Origin of the sequence: Streptomyces arenae (genome assembly GCF_022343545.1) — a bacterium.
GTDB lineage: Bacteria > Actinomycetota > Actinomycetes > Streptomycetales > Streptomycetaceae > Streptomyces > Streptomyces humi.
In genome coordinates, this window is the sequence record NZ_JAKQYH010000052.1 from 113561 (window position 1) to 130039 (window position 16479).

The following is a 16479-nucleotide window of genomic DNA, read 5'->3' on the forward strand; positions in this document are numbered from 1 at the left end:
GAAACTGTACGTGGCATGTCGTTTCCGACACTCATGCGGGGTGTCGGCGGAGGGACAGGATGTGGCGGTCAGGCCGTGGCGGATCGACTTTCGCAGCGGGTGTCCGAGTACACGGGAGCGGTCTCATGGGGGCAGGTCAGATGGTTGCGGTGGTCGGCGCCTACGGTCACACCGGGCGGTTCGTGGTCGCGGAGCTGGCGGCGCGCGGGTTCGTCCCGGTGGTCTCCGGACGCAACGCGCGGACCTTGCAGGAACTGGCCGGCGGGCACGGGCTGGAGGCCCGGGTGGCGTCGGTCGACGATCCGGCCTCGCTGGACCGGGCCCTGGCGGGAACGGCGGCGGTCATCAACTGCGCCGGCCCCTTCGCCTCGACCGCCGGCCCGGTGATCGAGGCCGCGCTCCGCGCGAGGATCCCCTACCTGGACGTGGCCGCCGAGCTTGAGGCCAATCTCGACACCTTCGCCCACTACCGCGAGCGGGCCAGGGACGCGGAAGCGGTGATCGTTCCGGCCATGGCCTTCTTCGGCGGCCTCGGCGACCTGCTGGTCACCGCTGCGATGGGCGACTGGGCCGAGGCCGACGAAGCACACATCGCCTACGCGCTCAGCGACTGGCGCCCCACCGTCGGTACCCGGCTGTCGGGTGCGGTCTCCCGCGAGCGGCGCGGCGGCCACCGCCTGCGCTACACCGGTGGACAGTGGGAGCGCCGCACCGATGCCGCGCCCACCCTGGAGTGGGCGTTTCCAGAGCCGATGGGTTCTCGGCCGGTGATCGGGGAGTTCACGATGGCGGACGTCGTCACCGTCCCCCAGCACCTTTCCATCCCCGATGTGATCACCTACATGACCGCGGAGGCGGCCCGGGACGTCGCCGCCCCTCACACGCCGCCCCCGACCGCCGTCGACGAGCGCGGGCGTTCGAACCAGACCTTCCTCGTCGACGTCGTCGTCCGCTCCGGCGGAGCCGAACGCCGGGCCACGGCCGGCGGCCAGGACATCTACGCCGTCACCGCGCCCCTCGTCACCGAGGCCCTCGCGCGGGTCCTCACCGGCCGCACCAAGACTGTCGGCGTCGTATCCGCCGGTGAGGTCTTCGACGCCCCCGACTTCCTGCGCGCGCTCGACCCGCACATCACACTCGACCTCCACCCGCAGAAACAGCACGCCTGAACCGAGCCACCGCGCAGCCGTCGGCCGCGTGCCCTCAGCAAGCTGTAACGATGTGGGCGTCCACGTTCGATGGCGTGCCGCCCGTCCGACCCTCGATCAAGGAGTCCCTGTGCGTCTGCGCAAGCGCGCGACAGCCGCCGTGTTCATGAGCACCGCGGTCTTTACCGCCCTCGCTCCCCAGGCCATGGCCGCCCCCATGCCCTGGGAGACCAGCAAGACCCCCACGGCCACCGCCCATCACCACCCCTCCACAGCGGCCGGCGACAGCGGCACGGTCACCGTGCGGTGCGGGCCTCCCTGCTACCAGTAGGCAGCCGCTGCCGCGTTCTCCAGGGCCAGAAGCCCGGGCAACTCGACGCTCCGTGCTCCCGGGCCGATTCCTGAGGCACGACGATCCACCCCCAGTTGAGCCCCCTCGGTCAAGCCGTCCAACCGCGCCTGTTCTCGGGCACGCTGTCAGATCTGGTCCCGCTGGGTGGGTTCGTGCTGGGCAACTGCCTGTTCGAGAAGCGAACGGAACAGATGCACGTCAGGATTTCGGGCACTGCCGGAGCGGACGACGGTGCAGACGGTGCGGGTGACCGGCGCGAGCAGGGGATGCAGGCTGACCCCGTCGTGAGATTCGGGGATGGCCAGACGGGGAGCCAGGGCGACGCCCGCGTCCGCGGCGACGAGGGCCACCAGCACCGAGAAGTCGCTGCTGCGGACCCGGATGTCGGGGACGAATCCCGCCGTGCCGCAGGTCCGCTGGATCATCTCGTAACAGGAAACCTCAGGACTGGGGGTGAGCCACGGGGCGTCCGTGAGCCGGGCGAGGTCCGCCGGCTGCCCGGGGGAGAGTCCGAGACCGCGGGCTCGGTCCGGGTGCAGGCACAGGAGCACAGGATCTTCCATGAGAACGTCCTGGCGACTGTTCTGCGGGAAGTTCCGGGGCAGCACCGTGTAGCTGTGAGCCACGACCACGTCGGCCCGGTGCTTTTGCAGTGCCTCCAGCGCCTGGTCGGGTTCCTGCTCGTCGAGCCGGAGCGTGAGCCTGGGCGCTGTCTCATCCACGGGCCGGGCGAGCGACTGGTACACGCGGGGCAGCAGGGTGCGTGCGACGGAGGCGAAGGCTGCCACGCGCAGCACGCCGTGATGCCCGCCCCGCAGGGCAGCCAGATCTGACTCCGCGGCGGCGAGATCGCCGAGGATCACCTCGGCGTGCGCGACGAGGAGTTCACCGGCAGGGGTCAGGCACAGCCTCCGTCCACGCTTTTCGACCACCGGCACGCCGGCCTCGCGCTCCAGGACAGCCAGTTGCTGCGACACAGCCGGGCCGGTCAGGTGCAGCGCGTCGGCCGTGGCGGCGATCGTCCCGTATGCGGCCAGGTGCTGCAGCATGCGCAGCCGTCGTACATCAAGCATGGAGACCTCTTCAGTGGCGTCGCCGTGTTGTGTGAGCGTCGACCGGCTCACGGTTCGCAGGACTGCTCGTGCCGCGTGCCGTATCGAGGATCGCGCCGACAGGGATGGAGTCGGCCGCGGGCGGTCCCGATGCTTGCGCCGCCGGCCCGGCCTTTCTGGCCGTGCGGTGGTTGATCAGGACGACGCCGGCCACGCTGATCGCTCCTCCCGCCAGTTCGAGAGGAAGAGGTTTCTCGCCCAGCCAGACGAAGGAGACCACCAAGGCCACAGGCGGGACCAGGTACAGGGCCGCGGTGGAAGCCGCCATGGGCAGGCGAGCGACCGCGTACCCCCAGATGACGAACCCGAGCGCGGAAGGCAGCAGTCCCAGGAAAACCGCCGACCACAGGGCGCCTACCGGGGCGCCGACCGTTGCTCTCGCGGCCTCGGGAGCGAGGGGCAGGGCGAAGACGGTCCCCGCGGCCATCGCATAGGTGGCCACCTCCAGCCCGCTGTAATGCTTCAGCAGCGGCTTGCTGGCGAAGTGGTACACGCCCTGGACGACGGCCGCGGCCAGCACCACCAGCGAGGCCGCGCTGAAGCCGGAGAATCCCTTGGCCAAGGTGACGACCGCGGTGCCCGCGATGGCGATCAGACTCCCGACGACGACGCTCCGGGTGACGGGCTCGGACAGGAACGCACTGGCCAAGAGCACGCTGAAGGCAGGTGCGACCGCGATCAGGAGGCTGGCCGTGCCGGCGGCGACGTGCACCTCTCCCCAGTTGAGAAGGACCTGGTAGGCGGCCATACCGGTCAAGCCGCACAACGCGATCAGCGGGAGATCCCGCCGGCGGGGCAGGCGTACGCCCGCGAACGGGGACATGGCCAGCAGCGCCACGGCGGCGACCGCGAGCCGCAGGAAGGACAGCGCGGCCACGCCGAGCCCGTCCACGCCTACGCGGATGGCAGGGAAGGCGCAGGCCCACAGCACGACGGTGCCGGCCAAAGCAAGAAACTGGGGGGACGCAGCTCGTGTCTTCACCCCTTCAACGTGACGCCTGACAGGCAAAAGATCCATTTAGTATAAATTGGCGAACCGTACACTTTCCCTTACGCATGGCGCTGACCTGTACAAACGCTTGCGCCCGGTCCATTGGGTCTCCAAAAGGCCCGCCCTACTCCACCGGGCCTTCCAGCGTCCACCCGTCCGCGGTCACTTCGAGGTGGACGTCTCCCGGCTCTGCCGTTTCGCCGCAGTGTTCGCACATGGCGCGCTGGGTGAACTGGTGGTCGTGGTGGTGCAGCCGCATCGGGGGAGACGTCGCGATCCAGCGATCTCCCCAGCGGAGCAGTTCACGCAAGGTGCCGGCCAGGTCGCCACCCGCTTCAGTGAGGTAGTAGCCCTCGTGGCGAGGTTCGTCGGGCAGCGGGCGTCGCTCCATGACGCCGGCCGCGACCAGCCCCTTCAGGCGAGCGGACAGGCGGTCGGTCGGGGCGCCGGTGTTCCTGGCGATCTGACGGAAACGGTGATTGCCGAACGCGACCTCGCGGATGGCGAGCAAGGCCCATCGATCGCCCACCACCTGCAGGGCGGCGGCGATCGAACAAGGCCGCCCGGGTACTTCTCCGGGATCGATGCGCTGTGTCGTCACCCTGACCAGTATCCCTCATGCGCTTTGAATTTCAAAGCTTCAGGCGCCAGCCCTGCTCGACTCCCGCCTTCCCGCGGTAGAGATGGTTTGAATATCAAACCGCACCATGCTTCTCTGGTCCCATGACATGGAAGGTTTGGTTTTCAAAGCAGCACGTTGCCTCGGTGGTGATCCTGCTCGCGGTCTTCATGACGAACCTGGATCTGTGGATCGTCAATGTGGCGCTGCCCGCCATGGGGGCAGCCTTCGCGGCGCCGCACGGGCAGAGCGCGACGCTCAACTCGCTGTCCTGGGTGCTCAACGCCTACGCCATCGCCTTGGCGGCCCTCCTGGTGGTCGCGGGCCGTACTGGCGACCGGATAGGACAGCGGCCGGTGTTCCTCGCCGGGGTGTCCCTCTTCACCCTCGCCTCGCTCGCCTGTGCCCTGGCCCCCGACCTGGGGACGCTCGTGGCGGCACGGGCCCTGCAAGCGGTGGGGGCCGCAGCCCAACTGCCCACCTCGCTCGCCCTTCTGCTGGCGACCGTCCCGGCCGAGAACCGTACGCGCGCCACCCGCAACTGGGCCGCGGTCGGCGGCCTCGCCGCCGCCGCGGGCCCCGTCGCCGGCGGCCTGCTGGTCCAGGTCGACTGGCGCTGGGTGTTCGTGATCAACGTACCCATCGGCATCGCCACCGTCGTGGCCGGCCTTCGCGTCCTGCCCCGTACGACCCGCCGGGAAGAGGGCCGCCTGCCCGACATGCTCGGCGCGCTGCTCGTCACCGTCGCTGTGGCAGCCCTCTCCGGAGCCCTCGTGCAAGCCCCGGACTGGGGATGGCTGAACGCCAGGACAGTTGGGCTGTTCGCGGTCGCGCTGGTCACCGCGGCCGCCTTCACCATCCGCTCACTGCGCCACAGCCACCCCTTGTTCGAGCTCCACCTGCTGAGGCTGCCCCGATTCGGCACCGCGAACATCGGGACCTTCGTCTTCGGCGTGGCCTTCGCCATCATGCTCCTGTCCAACGTGCTGTGGTGCCAGGAGGTCTGGCACTGGAGCGCGCTGCGCACCGGCGTCGCCATGGTGCCCGGGCCGGCCCTGGTCCCGGTCGTCACGCTGCTCACCGCGCGTGCCGCGCAGCGCCTCGGCCACGGGCCGCTGATCACCGTGGGCGGCCTGCTGTTCGCCGCGGCGATGATGTGGCGGGCCTGCTTCGCCTCCCTCACCCCCGACTACTGGGTCGATCTGCTGCCCAGTCAGATCCTCAGCGGCGTGGGCGTGGGACTCACGCTCGGCACCCTGATGGCCGCAGGCGTCAGCTCCCTGCCCCCGCACCGCTCCGCCACCGGATCCGCCCTGGTCAATTCCGTACGCCAGATGTCCGCCACCGTGGGCGTCGCCGTCCTGGTCGCCATCCTCGGCGCGCAGGTCGGCCCAACCCAGCGCCAGCACTTCCGCGCCGCCTGGCTGCTGGCCGCAGCTCTCGGCCTGCTCTGCACCCTGATCGGAATGCGGCTGACCCGAAGCGCCCGCGAACAGGCAGGGCCACAGGCAGCAACCGGCCCGACCGGTGCACAGGCGGCGCCGATCGAGGCGCACTGACGCGGCGCCAGCCACCTCAACGGCGGCGACGCGGCACGAGACCGACCGCTCGCCATGTCTGCCACGCGCCACCACGAGACCCAAAGCCGGGGGGCGCTGTGCACGCTGCTGGCCCTGGTGAGCGCCACCCTCGCGGCCGGGACCGCCCCCGATACCGCATGGCTGCTCGCCCTGCGGACCGTGACCCGGACGGCGGCCCGATGACCGGCCACACGGTCGGACCACTTCCGCTGCCGCGATCCAGCGAGGGCACGGCGCCGGCGGCGGCAGGCACTGACCACGGGCGCGGAGCCCCGCCGCACTGACCGAACACCGCTCAGACTGGCTCGGCCCGCCCGGTCACGGCCGCGGGCAGCGGGTCCTCGACCTCGGTCCGTTCCAGAACCTCAGGATCGCCGGGTTCCCTGATCGGTACCACCTTCAGGACGCTCCGTTCACATGAGGCAAGGATTCTCTGGGACGCCTGGAATGCTCCCAGGAAGCCCAATCACATCTCGTGAACGAAGCCAGTGGTGGGCCGACGCCCAGGACGACGCCGGCACTCGGCAGATGACGGAAGCACTCTCGGGGCCAGGGTGCCGAGTTACACGTTGTCAGGAGGGGTCGAGTTCGACGACGACGCGGTAGCTCGCCGGTTCTGAGGTGATGTGCAGGTCGGGGTCGTCGAACATGCGCTGCAGCGAGGCATGCCACTCGGGGTTGTCGGTGGCCTTGTCGAGCGCGGTCCCCGACGTCCACTCCGCGATATGGACGAACCGGGTCTCCGGACCTTCGATGAGGGGCCGGTGCAGGCGGGAGCGGAGGAAGCCGGGCTGGGCCGCCATGATCCGGGCGTTCTCCTGGTACACGACGGTGAAGTGGTCGGCTTCGTCCGTCGGCACGGTGTAGCTCTTGATGACGGTGACAGGCTCGTCGGTGCTGGTCTTCGACGCGAGGGAATGGCTCATGCCCCTGTTGACCGACGAAGCCTCGCGTCTGTGACCGCTCGGCGGGTGCCGAAGTGAGCGCTTGAGCCGATGAGGGCGGGACAAGCAAGGTGAGGGAGGTGAGGGCCCTCCTGCGGGGTGCCCCGGCACTTCGCGTGAGAGCCCTCTTGGGGTCGATCAACCACCGTGACGGCAGGGCCGGTTGCCGTCCTTCTTCCCAGTGGTGGACTGCCGTGGTCGCGGTGACGTCCTTCGCGTAGACCAGGGCGACACAGTGGTTGTACTGACGGTGGACATCTTCTTGCCTCCGGCGACCACCGCTCCGCTGCTCGGGACGTCGGCGAGTGCGTGGCCGGGCAGGGTGAGCAGGGAGCGCGCGACCAGCGCGCTCACGGCGATGCGCGGACGACTATAGGGCCATGTTTGTTGCAGTGATCACGGAAAGGGTAAAGGTTTCCGTCACACGTGTGTTGTGGCAGGGCTGTCTGGATAGGGAGTAACGGCCCGTTCAGAAAGGCGAGTTGCCGGAAAGTTCAGTGAAGAGGGGTCGTCGTGGAGGCGAAGGGCCTGGCGTGATCCCAGACATCCTGGGAGGAGTGCGTCTGGGGGCGGGGCGTCGGATCCAAAGACGATGTGGATTGCTATACACTCTTCACAGTGACTCCGACACCGTGTGACACGCTTGTCACCGGCATGGGAGCGCTCGCCCACCCGCGGACCGTCCGTCAACGGGTGCGTGCCTCGGGCGCCTGTTCGATCCCCCGCGGGCAGGTGTCCGAGGCATCTTTGTGACTTTCAGCGCACGGAGCCGAGAGGGCTCCGGTCAGGACTTCTGGGCGCGGTAGAGACCGCGGCCGGCCCGGCGTACGCGGGAGGTGCCGACCAGACGGTCGAGCGTGCTGCGCACCGCATTGATGCTCCCGGAGTCGGTGTCGCGGCCTAGCGCCGCGGCCACGTCGCGCGCGCGGACCTCCGCGTCACCGACGCCTGCGAAGTACTCCATGATCTGTTCGGTGAGCGCGCCGTAGTTGCGCGATTCTTCGGCCCCCGCATGCGAGGAGGCCGCCGGCTTCTCCTTCTGCGCGGGCTCCGCCTGTCGCCGCGCGGACTGCTTTCGCGCCGTGCGGGTGGCGGGCGCGACGACCGGAGTGGCGGCCTTCGCCTGTTCGGGCTGCTCGGCTGCTCGGCGGCCGGACGGCTCGGCCATGAGGACCGTCAGGGCGCTCAGGGCGCGCTGGACGGAGTCGAGGTGGGCGGCCACGGCGGCCAGTTCCCTCTCCAGTGCCTGCTTCTGAATCTCCAGGCGGGCGAGGTCCTCCTGGAGGCTCTCCGCAGTGACCTCAATCTCATGCGCTGCGCGAGTTGCCGAGACCATGTCTTCCTCTCATCCTCAACCCTCCGTGCCGCGCCTCGCTGAAGTCAGCTGCGGTGCCGCTCGGCTCGGGCCCGGGGAGATGTGTGTCGGTGCATCGTATGTCACAGCGTACGAGGTTTGGACCCGGAAGAAGCAAGATGGTGATGCGTGGTCTCGTCGAGCCAGGTGACTACCACTGCCCTTCCACCCTTTCGTGAGTGGCATCTCAGCGGTGCGGACACGGTGCGGACCGGTCAGGTCGTGGTGCCGACGTCGTCAAGAGCTTGTTGACGGATGCGGATCCGCGCCTTGACCACGGCCGCTTCCGCGGCCAGTGAGACACCGGCGGCATGCGAATCGAAGTCCCGGCTCACGCGTCGTCCTCATTCCTCCTGCGCGGCGGCCCGGTTCCAGTGGCGGAGCTTGTCAGGGTTGAGGACCGCCCAGATCTGCACGACGCGGTCGCCCGCGACGTCCAGGCTGATGACCGCGGCGACCTCGTCGCCGTAGCGCACCACTATTCCAGTGCGGCCGTTGACGGACTGGCAGTGCAGTGTGGTGCGGGGCCGGCCAGCCAGCAGGGCCAGCAGGCTGTGGGTGACGCGCCGTGCGCCGTGGACGGGCCGGGTCAGGGTTCTGACCTTGCCGCCTCCGTCGAAGAACACCGTGGCGTCCGGTGCCAGGAGGGACGTCAGGCGGGCAGGGTTCTCCGCCACGCATGCCTGTCGGACCGCTCGCACCACACGGTCGTGCTGCTGTGGTGTCGTGGGGTGTGCCCACCTGGTCCCAAGGCTGTGCCGGGCCCGGGCGGCGAGTTCGCCGCATTCCTGTTCCGTCTGTCCGACGATGGCGGCGACCGTCCCCGGAGCCATCCCGAACACGTCGTTGAGGACGAATGCGGCCCGCTCGGTCGGTGACAGCGTGTTCAGCGCATCGAGAAGGGCCTGGCTCACCTCTTCGTCCAGGTCATGAGGGGGCGCCGCGCCGACCGGGCCCGGGTGCGGCCGCCAGGTCGGCGCCAAGCGCTCCAGACAGATGCCGCCGACGGTCGTCACCAGCCAGGACCGGGGTTCGGCGATGCGCTTCCTGTGGTCGTCGGACAGGCCGTACCAGCGCCGGTAGGCCTCCGCCACGACGTCGTCGGCGTCCTGGCTCCGGCCCAGCATCCAGTAGGCCACGTTGAGCAGTCGGCGTCGCTCGTCGAGCAGCTCCGCGATCGGCACCGTCTCGTCGTCCTGTACCCGGTCCACCCGGCATCACCGCTTCGCACAGCACCCGACAAGGCGGTGCCACCCCTGATTCCGGCCGATGTCCGCCGCGGCCCCCGAGAAGGGGGCCAGTCCGCTTTCGTCCGGCAGGTCCAACCGATGCACTGCTGACCGGACAGGAACATGTCGTGTGACACGGTTTCCCGGTCGAACGCGGAGGCGCCCCCCGTGCCCGGCGGCCGCGGTCACCTTCGCGGCGGTCGTCAAGGCAGAAAAGTTGATGCCCACCACCACGGCGTCGGCGGGCAGAAGGGTTCCGTCGGCGAGCTGGACGCCGTCGGCGCGGGTGCCGTCACCGGTGATGCGCTCGACGGCGGCGTGCGGCCGCAGGACGACCCCGTGATCCCGGTGCAGGTCGGCGAAGACCTCGGCCGCGTCCCGGCCGAGCACCTTCAGCAACGGCAGCTCGGAGTGAGTTCGACCTCGCGGGTGTGTGCGTCGACGGCCGTCACGCGCGTTCCGGTCATCAGGTCGACGTCGTGCTCGCGGTAGCAGTCCTCGGAATGCATGAATATGCACTCGCGGTCCTCCTTGCCGAGCAGGTACCCCTTGGACAGCGGCGGTCGGATGTAGGGGCGCTCCGCCTCTCCCCGATGAGGACGAGCGGGCCGTCGTAGTCCTGTTGCCGGGGTTCCTCGGCGGCCTTGCCGCGGCGAGGCCGCCCCCGACGATGACGAACCCGATCTCTCGCGACATGCTGTTCCCGTCTCCGCTCGCGCGCACCGGACGCTGGTGTGCCCTCGTGCGGAGAGACCGTGAGAACCCACAGGTTGTGACACCGGCCCGCACCGCGGAGGCAGCGTAGGGGCCTGCGAGGGCAGAGCGGAGTGGCGCGACGAAGGCGCGGACGACGTCCGTGGTCCACGACCGTGGCCGAGGCGGTTCGCAGATCCGCGCCCCTCGTCGCTTGCCGGCGCGGGCTAGTGTCCGGTGCCCTGCGCCCAGTGCGCCTCGAGGGCGGCGGCCACTTCTGCGGGCCGCTCCAGCACCGTCCAGTGGTTGCAGTCGAGATGGAGGACGCGCGTGGCGCGCAGGGCGGCGCCGAGTTCGTCGCCGAACTCGATCTGGCAGGCCGGGTCGCGCTCGCCCCAGAAAACCAGCGCGGGTGCGGTGACGTTCGACAGGGCCGGTTCCCACTCCGTCCCCATGGTCACGGCGGACCGGTACAGCCGCAGGATGCTGTCCTTCATGGTGCCGTCGACGTGCCGGACCATCTCCTCGACCGGTTCGGCGGGTGCGTCGAAGCCGTTCACCAGGTCCTTCGCGAAGGACTCAGGGTCCAGTTCGGCCATGAACCGCTCGCCGGCGACGGGGTCCTGCCAGGTTTCGGCCAGCGGGTGCCAGACGTAGCGGGAACTGACGGGTCCGTTGCCTCCGGCCCAGGTGCGCACCAGGTCGGGGCGGAGGGAGGCGACGCGGGCGGTGAGGATGCAGCCCCAGTCGTGACCGACCAGGTCCACGGGCTCGCCGACCCGCTCGAGGCGTTCGACGAGCCAGTCGACGTACTCCTCCTTGCTGGAGCCGAAGCCGGTGGGGCGGGGGGTGCCGAAGCCGGGCAGGTCCCAGGCCTCGACGTCGGGGCGGGTCAGGTGTCGGCGTACGGCGTTCCACACGCGGTGGGTGTCGGGAACGCCGTGGATGAGGATGGCGGGCATGGTCGGTACATCCCTCGTGATAAGGGCCGCGGCCGGGATCCGGGGAGGCTGTGCGGCCGCGGCGGGCCGGGACGACGAGCATCATGTGCTGCGCCGGACGCACCCAACATAGTGGCACACCATGTCACAGGTCACCGGTTCAGGACCTTCTCCCGTCACAGGTGGGGCGCCGGACCTGTCACGTGGGGGATGTACTCGCTTTCGTCCCACTCGCCCGCGCATCCGACGAGCGCGCCCTCCGGAGAGGCCCACGCCGTCAGTGCCTGGTTCTACGACGTGCCGCAAAGGGAGGCCGATGTCGCGCACGTGCGGCGACACCGTCCACCCTCTGCCCGCTCAGCCACCAGGGCGGCACGAGTACGGCGGGCGCATGGTGTTGTCGGTCGGCGCCGGACCCTTTCGACAACTGGGTGCGGGACGTGACCTGTGTCCTGCGCGAGCACGGAACGCCGTCCCGGCGGCGGTCCCGGTGTCACACGCGCGGGCACTCGCCTGTCTGTCCTCCTGCGGACCTTGCCCGGGCCTCCTCGGCTGCGGTCCGCTTCACCACCGGCAGGCACACGGCGACATCTCGCAACACTGATCGTCGTGACCAGCGACCGCAAGGACCCACATATGTCGACCGTCGTCCCGTACACAGCGCTGACCGGTGTCTACACCATCGACCCGGCGCACAGCACCATCGGCTTCTCCGTCCGGCACGCCATGATCGCGAACATGCGCGGGCGGTTCGGCGCGTTCGAGGGGCTGGTCAAGCTGAACGGGTACCAACCCAGCTGCTCCGAGGCCTACTTGAGCGTCCAGACCGGCAGTATCGACACCAGCAGCCCTGACCGGGACACCCATCTCGCGGGTCCGGACTTCCTCGACGCCGCCACCTATCCGCTGATGGTCTTCCGCTCGGCCAGCCTCGCGGACCGCGGAGACGGCCAGTTCCGTCTCATGGGCCACCTCAGGATCAAGGACGTCGAACTCCCTCTCCACATCCACCTCGCCTTCGACGGGGCCACGCAGGACGAGAGCGGAGACCACCGTGCCGCCTTCTCCGGCACCGCCCTGGTGCGCCGCTCCGACTGGGGGCTCGGCGGTAACACGCCCGACGAAACCGGCGGTGTCCTCGTCAGCGACAAGGTCAGGCTCACCTTCGACATCTCCGCCGTCCGCCTCTCCCGCTCGTATGCCGCCTGACCAACCCCGCGCCACAACACCGACCGCCCCGCGCGGGCCCGCCGGCAGCGATGCCGGTGACCACAGGTCGGTCAGCAACGGCGGCCGAACCCTACGCACGAAACCCAGGTGAGACCCCCCATGAATCATCAAGACCCCACCGGCCAGGCCCGGTTCCGCTCGATCACGACGATGGAGGACCTGCGGGAGCACCTGCAGTGGGCCATCGAGCTGGAACACGCCACGCTGCCGCCCTACCTCACAGCCCTCTACTCACTCGACCCCGAGCGGAACGCCCACGCCGTCGAAGTGGTCAGCAGCGTGTTCGTCGAGGAGATGATCCACCTCGCGCTGGTGGCGAACCTCCTGAACGCGGTCGGCGGGCAACCTCGCGTCGACACCCCGCGGATACTGTCGCCGTATCCGCGCCCTATGCCGCATGCCGACCCCTCCTTGCAGCTGTCCCTGCTGCCGTTCGGTCAGGAGGCGGTCACCATGTTCCTCCGCCTCGAACAACCCGCCCACCCGGGCGACCCGGCCGAGGGAGACGCCTACATGACGATCGGCCAGTTCTACGACGCGATCGAGAAAGGCCTGCGACAGCTGTGCGCCGAGCTCGGTGAGGAACAGGTCTTCACCGGTGATCCCGCCCGCCAGGTGGCCGCAGGACCCTTCGGGCACACCGGCGGGCGGCTGAGCCCGGTCACCGATCTCGCCTCGGCGCTCTCCGCCCTGGAGGAGATCGTGGAGCAGGGCGAGGGCGCGGCACGCCTCGACGTGTGGGACGGGGACATGGACATGTTCCACCCGCAGACCAAGGCGGTCTCGCACTACTACCGCTTCCAGGAGCTCGCCAGGGGCCGGCGCTACCAGCCGGGGGACACACCGGAGACAGGGCCCACCGGCGAGACGCTCACCGTCGACCGCGCCGGGGTGCGCCCGATGCGGCCCAACCCGCGGCTTGAGGACCATCCGGAGGGCAGTGCGATCCGCATGGCGCAGGAGGCGTTCAACATCGCGTACGGCAAGCTGCTGCAGCTCCTGGAGCAGGCGTTCAACGGCAATCCCGCGATGCTCGGCGTGTCGGTGGGCACGATGTACGCGCTCAAGGGGCAGGCACAGCGCCTGATGGCGATGCCCGACGGCGAGGGGCTGACCGCGGGCCCGACCTTCGACTACGTCGCTCCGGAAGATCGCGGCTGACCGCCGCACACATGGTGGCCCCCTGGACCGACGGTCCAGGGGGCCACCATGTGTGCGGCGGTCAGGGGGGTGGAGCCTGCACGCCCCCCTGACCGGCGGCACCGGTGCGTCAGCGCACGGTCCGAGCGGCTTCCTCGATCACCCCGGCGACGTCGGCGGGGTGGGAGACACTCACGGCGTGCGATGCCCGCACGCGCGTGATGTGGGCGTGTGCGCGCTCTGCCATGAAGATCTGGGCCTGCGCCGGGATGTTGCGGTCCTGGGTGGCTACCACGGCCCAGGACGGCACGTTCTTCCAGCCGGGCTCGGAGGCGTCGCCCGCCAGCGCGGCGTTGGTGATCGGGCGCTGTGTGACGGACATGAGGTCCGTGGTGTTGCGTGGGACGTCAGCGGCGAACTGCTGGTGGAACTTGCTCGGTTCGATGGTCAGGTCCACATCGCGGGAGCCGTCCGGCAGGGTGACCGGCACGGAGTGCAGAGCATCGCCGAGGGTGCTGCCGGGGAACTTGCCCGCCAACTCGGTGGCACTCTCTCCCTTTTCGGGGAGGAAGGCGGCGACGAACACCAGGGCCTTGACGTTGTGGGCGTCGTGGGCGGCGTTGCTGATCACTGATCCGCCGTAGGAGTGTCCGGCCAGGACAACCGGGCCGTCGATGCCGGCCAGGACCTCTTTGAGGTAGGAGGTGTCGTTGTTCAGCCCGCGCAACGGGTTGGCCGCGGCGACGACGGGATAGCCCTCGTGCCTCAGCCTCCTGATGACGCCGCTCCAGCTGGTGGAATCGGCGAACGCGCCGTGCACGAGCACCACCGTGGGCTTCTTCTCGCTGTCCGGTGCGGACGTGGTTCTGTCCGCGTGGGCGGGGGCGACCGCCGTGGCGATGAGGGCGGTGGCGACGGAGGCGGTGGCCAGGAGGGAGAGCGGGGTGCGGACCCGATGGTAGGTGGAACTGCGGTTCATGGGAGGCCCTTTCGGGAAACGGTGTGCTGTCACCTCCAAGGACCGTGTGCGTGTCGCAGATGTGACACTTTATATGTTTTAGCCCTCTTTGCTGGTGGAGTGATGATCGCCGGTGACTTCCCTGTACTCCTGGACGGTGGGCTTGAGGATCTGTGTCCCCTCGCCGTAGAAGCCACGGCTGAGCCACGCGCGCAGCCGTCGCGCCCTGCCGCTCGCGTGGCCGTCTGCGCCGCGTGGTCCCGGGTCGAGGGGCCGGTACTGCTCGTGCGCCGTGAGGGCATGGAGTTCGTAGGGGTCGAGGGGCTGGTGCACCTCTACGTACTCGCCGTGCGGCAGGCGCTTGATGATGCCCGTCTCGCGGCCGTGCAGGACCTTGTCGCGATCACGGCGTTGCAGACCCAGGGCGATGCGCTTGGTCACGAGGAAGAGGACGACCGGTATGACGAACAGGGCGACGCGGACCGTCCAGGTGACCGTGTTGACGGACATGTGGAAGGTCACGGCGATGATGTCGTTCGCGGCTCCGAGCAGTGCCACCAGGTAGACGCCGAGCCATGCCACGCCGAACGCCGTGCGCACCGGCCGGTTGCGTGGCCGTTCGAGCAGGTGGTGTTCGCGGTCGTCGTCGGTGACCCAGGCCTCGATGAACGGGTAGGCGCCCATGACGAGGAAGAAGCCGAGGCCGGCGAGGAGAGGGACCAGATTGTCCAGGGCCAGGGTGTGGCCCCAGATGTTCACCTCCCACCCGGGCATGACTCGCAGCAGCCCGTCTGCGATTCCCATGTACCAGTCGGGCTGGGATCCCGCGGAGACCTGATCGGCGCGATAGGGGCCGAACTCCCAGACGGGGTTGATCTGGGCGATCGCGGCGAGGGTGAAGACGATCCCGGCGACCATGCAGAAATAGCCACCCGCCTTGACCACGTACACCTGCATCGGCAGGCCGACCACGTTTCGCTCCGTACGGCCGGGTCCCGGGTACTGGGTGTGTAGGTGCCGGTGACCGAGGAAGGCGCGGAAGGCGACGAGCGCCAGCATCAGCGCCGGAATGACCAGGACGTGGATCACGTGGAAGCGGGGCACCAGGTCGTGCCCGGGGAACTCGCCGCCGAACAGGAACATCGACAGGTAGGTGCCGACGACCGGTACCGACAGAAGTGTTCCGTTCACCACGGCGAGCCCGGTTCCCGACAGGAGGTCGCCGGGGAGGTCGTAGCCGGTCAGACCACCGAACATGCCGAGGACGAGCAGGGCGAAACCGGCCACCCAGTTCAGCTCGCGAGGCTTGCGGAAGGCGCCGGTGAAGAACACGCGCATCAGGTGGGCCAGCAGGGAGGCGACGAAGATCAGTGCCGCCCAGTGGTGGGCCTGACGGATGAGCAGGCCGCCGCGTACGTCGAAGGAGATGTGCATCGTCGAGTCGAACGCCTCGGACACCAACTGGCCACGCAGCGGTGCGTAACTGCCGTCGTAGACGACCTCGTTCGACGACGGGTGGAAGTAGAACGTCAGATACACGCCGGTGACGAGGAGGACGACGAAGCTGTAGAGGCAGATCTCGCCCAGCAGGAACGACCAGTGCTCCGGACGCGCCCTGCGTGTGCCGGTCGTGCTGGTACGCCCGATGCCCATTCGTGTTCTCGCCCAGTCGGCGATTTTGTCACCGCTGCGGATGCCCGCCGTGGTGACCGGTTCGATTGCGTCGCTCATGTCATTACCACCATCAACACGTCACCGGGAGCGCCTTACGGCCGGATCAGCGCAACGAAACGGTGCATGGCGGCGAGCTGCCGCACCGGGTTTCGTTGCCCTCATCAGAAGGGACCGAGAAAGTGTTGAAGGTGTGACATGACCGTAAGACAGAATCATGCCGCGGGTGTCCGGGTCAGGACGCCTTCGCACCGATCCGCTCGACGTCCTTATGTGCCGAACGTCGTCGCGTCGCGCGGCGCTCGCTCTCCGTCGTGCCGCCCCAGATGCCCTCGACCTGCCCGACGTCCAGTGTCCACTGCAGACACCGCTCCCGCACGGGGCACCGGGCGCACACGGCCTTCGCCTCGTCGATCTGGACCAGCGTCAGACCCGCGGTGCCGATGGGGAAGAACAGATCGGGGTCGACATCCCGGCAGGCCGCTCGCTCGCGCCAACTCATGGCAGCGCCTCCTTA

17 protein-coding genes are annotated in these 16479 nt (G+C 69.2%); 6 read left to right on the top strand and 11 right to left on the bottom strand.

Features of this window, described 5'->3' with window-relative positions; genetic code table 11:
* Positions 1–125 precede the first annotated feature (125 nt).
* Both MB828_RS22985 and MB828_RS22990 read left to right on the top strand, forming a co-directional pair.
* A complete protein-coding gene (locus MB828_RS22985) occupies positions 126–1169 on the top strand; it encodes a saccharopine dehydrogenase family protein (protein WP_301649861.1) in 1044 nt (347 codons plus the stop codon).
* A gap of 109 nt (positions 1170–1278) precedes the next feature.
* Positions 1279–1479: a hypothetical protein gene (locus MB828_RS22990; protein ID WP_301649862.1), complete on the top strand. Its 201-nt coding sequence runs from the start codon at positions 1279–1281 to the stop codon at positions 1477–1479.
* Positions 1480–1625: 146 nt separating this feature from the next.
* Here the strand turns inward: MB828_RS22990 and MB828_RS22995 are convergent, their stop codons facing one another.
* The 3 genes from MB828_RS22995 to MB828_RS23005 all read right to left on the bottom strand — a co-directional run bounded on the left by MB828_RS22995 (position 1626) and on the right by MB828_RS23005 (position 4204).
* The gene (locus MB828_RS22995) at positions 1626–2573 is read right to left on the bottom strand and encodes a LysR family transcriptional regulator (protein WP_301649863.1); all 948 of its coding nucleotides are present in this window, start codon (positions 2571–2573) and stop codon (positions 1626–1628) included.
* Positions 2574–2583: 10 nt separating this feature from the next.
* Complete coding sequence (locus MB828_RS23000; RefSeq protein ID WP_301649864.1) at positions 2584–3558, bottom strand: DMT family transporter; 975 nt, start codon at positions 3556–3558, stop codon at positions 2584–2586.
* Positions 3559–3727: 169 nt separating this feature from the next.
* Positions 3728–4204, bottom strand: coding sequence for a winged helix-turn-helix transcriptional regulator (locus MB828_RS23005; protein ID WP_301649865.1), 477 nt, complete (start codon positions 4202–4204; stop codon positions 3728–3730).
* Positions 4205–4368: 164 nt separating this feature from the next.
* Between MB828_RS23005 and MB828_RS23010 the strand changes: the two genes are divergently transcribed.
* Both MB828_RS23010 and MB828_RS23015 read left to right on the top strand, forming a co-directional pair.
* Entirely contained in the window at positions 4369–5781 is a 1413-nt protein-coding gene (locus MB828_RS23010; protein ID WP_301649866.1) for a DHA2 family efflux MFS transporter permease subunit, read from the top strand.
* 54 nt (positions 5782–5835) lie between these two features.
* Positions 5836–5985 (top strand): hypothetical protein, encoded by a 150-nt coding sequence (locus MB828_RS23015; RefSeq protein WP_301649867.1) that lies wholly within the window; start codon positions 5836–5838, stop codon positions 5983–5985.
* A gap of 389 nt (positions 5986–6374) precedes the next feature.
* Here MB828_RS23015 and MB828_RS23020 read toward each other — a convergent pair whose 3' ends face one another.
* The 5 genes from MB828_RS23020 to MB828_RS23040 all read right to left on the bottom strand — a co-directional run bounded on the left by MB828_RS23020 (position 6375) and on the right by MB828_RS23040 (position 10984).
* Positions 6375–6728 (bottom strand): antibiotic biosynthesis monooxygenase family protein, encoded by a 354-nt coding sequence (locus MB828_RS23020; RefSeq protein WP_301649868.1) that lies wholly within the window; start codon positions 6726–6728, stop codon positions 6375–6377.
* Positions 6729–7530: 802 nt separating this feature from the next.
* Entirely contained in the window at positions 7531–8082 is a 552-nt protein-coding gene (locus MB828_RS23025; protein WP_301649869.1) for a hypothetical protein, read from the bottom strand.
* Positions 8083–8444: 362 nt separating this feature from the next.
* The gene (locus MB828_RS23030) at positions 8445–9311 is read right to left on the bottom strand and encodes a sigma factor (RefSeq protein WP_301649870.1); all 867 of its coding nucleotides are present in this window, start codon (positions 9309–9311) and stop codon (positions 8445–8447) included.
* 6 nt (positions 9312–9317) lie between these two features.
* Positions 9318–9719, bottom strand: coding sequence for an FAD-dependent oxidoreductase (locus tag MB828_RS46680; protein WP_343236188.1), 402 nt, complete (start codon positions 9717–9719; stop codon positions 9318–9320).
* A 530-nt stretch (positions 9720–10249) separates the two neighbouring features.
* Positions 10250–10984, bottom strand: a complete 735-nt coding sequence (locus MB828_RS23040) for an alpha/beta fold hydrolase (protein WP_301649871.1) — start codon at positions 10982–10984, stop codon at positions 10250–10252.
* Positions 10985–11599: 615 nt separating this feature from the next.
* On the opposite strand from MB828_RS23040, the gene MB828_RS23045 reads away from it, so the two are divergent.
* Positions 11600–12172 carry a YceI family protein gene (locus MB828_RS23045; RefSeq protein ID WP_301649872.1) on the top strand — a complete coding sequence of 191 codons (573 nt, stop codon included), beginning with the start codon at positions 11600–11602 and terminating at the stop codon, positions 12170–12172.
* 120 nt (positions 12173–12292) lie between these two features.
* Positions 12293–13354 (top strand): ferritin-like domain-containing protein, encoded by a 1062-nt coding sequence (locus tag MB828_RS23050; protein WP_301649873.1) that lies wholly within the window; start codon positions 12293–12295, stop codon positions 13352–13354.
* 109 nt (positions 13355–13463) lie between these two features.
* Here the strand turns inward: MB828_RS23050 and MB828_RS23055 are convergent, their stop codons facing one another.
* From MB828_RS23055 to MB828_RS23065, 3 genes are all read right to left on the bottom strand, one after another.
* Positions 13464–14312: an alpha/beta fold hydrolase gene (locus MB828_RS23055; protein ID WP_301649874.1), complete on the bottom strand. Its 849-nt coding sequence runs from the start codon at positions 14310–14312 to the stop codon at positions 13464–13466.
* A 78-nt stretch (positions 14313–14390) separates the two neighbouring features.
* Entirely contained in the window at positions 14391–16022 is a 1632-nt protein-coding gene (gene qcrB, locus MB828_RS23060; RefSeq protein WP_301649875.1) for a cytochrome bc1 complex cytochrome b subunit, read from the bottom strand.
* Between the two features lie 175 nt (positions 16023–16197).
* A complete protein-coding gene (locus MB828_RS23065) occupies positions 16198–16464 on the bottom strand; it encodes a WhiB family transcriptional regulator (protein ID WP_301649876.1) in 267 nt (88 codons plus the stop codon).
* Positions 16465–16479: the final 15 nt, after the last annotated feature.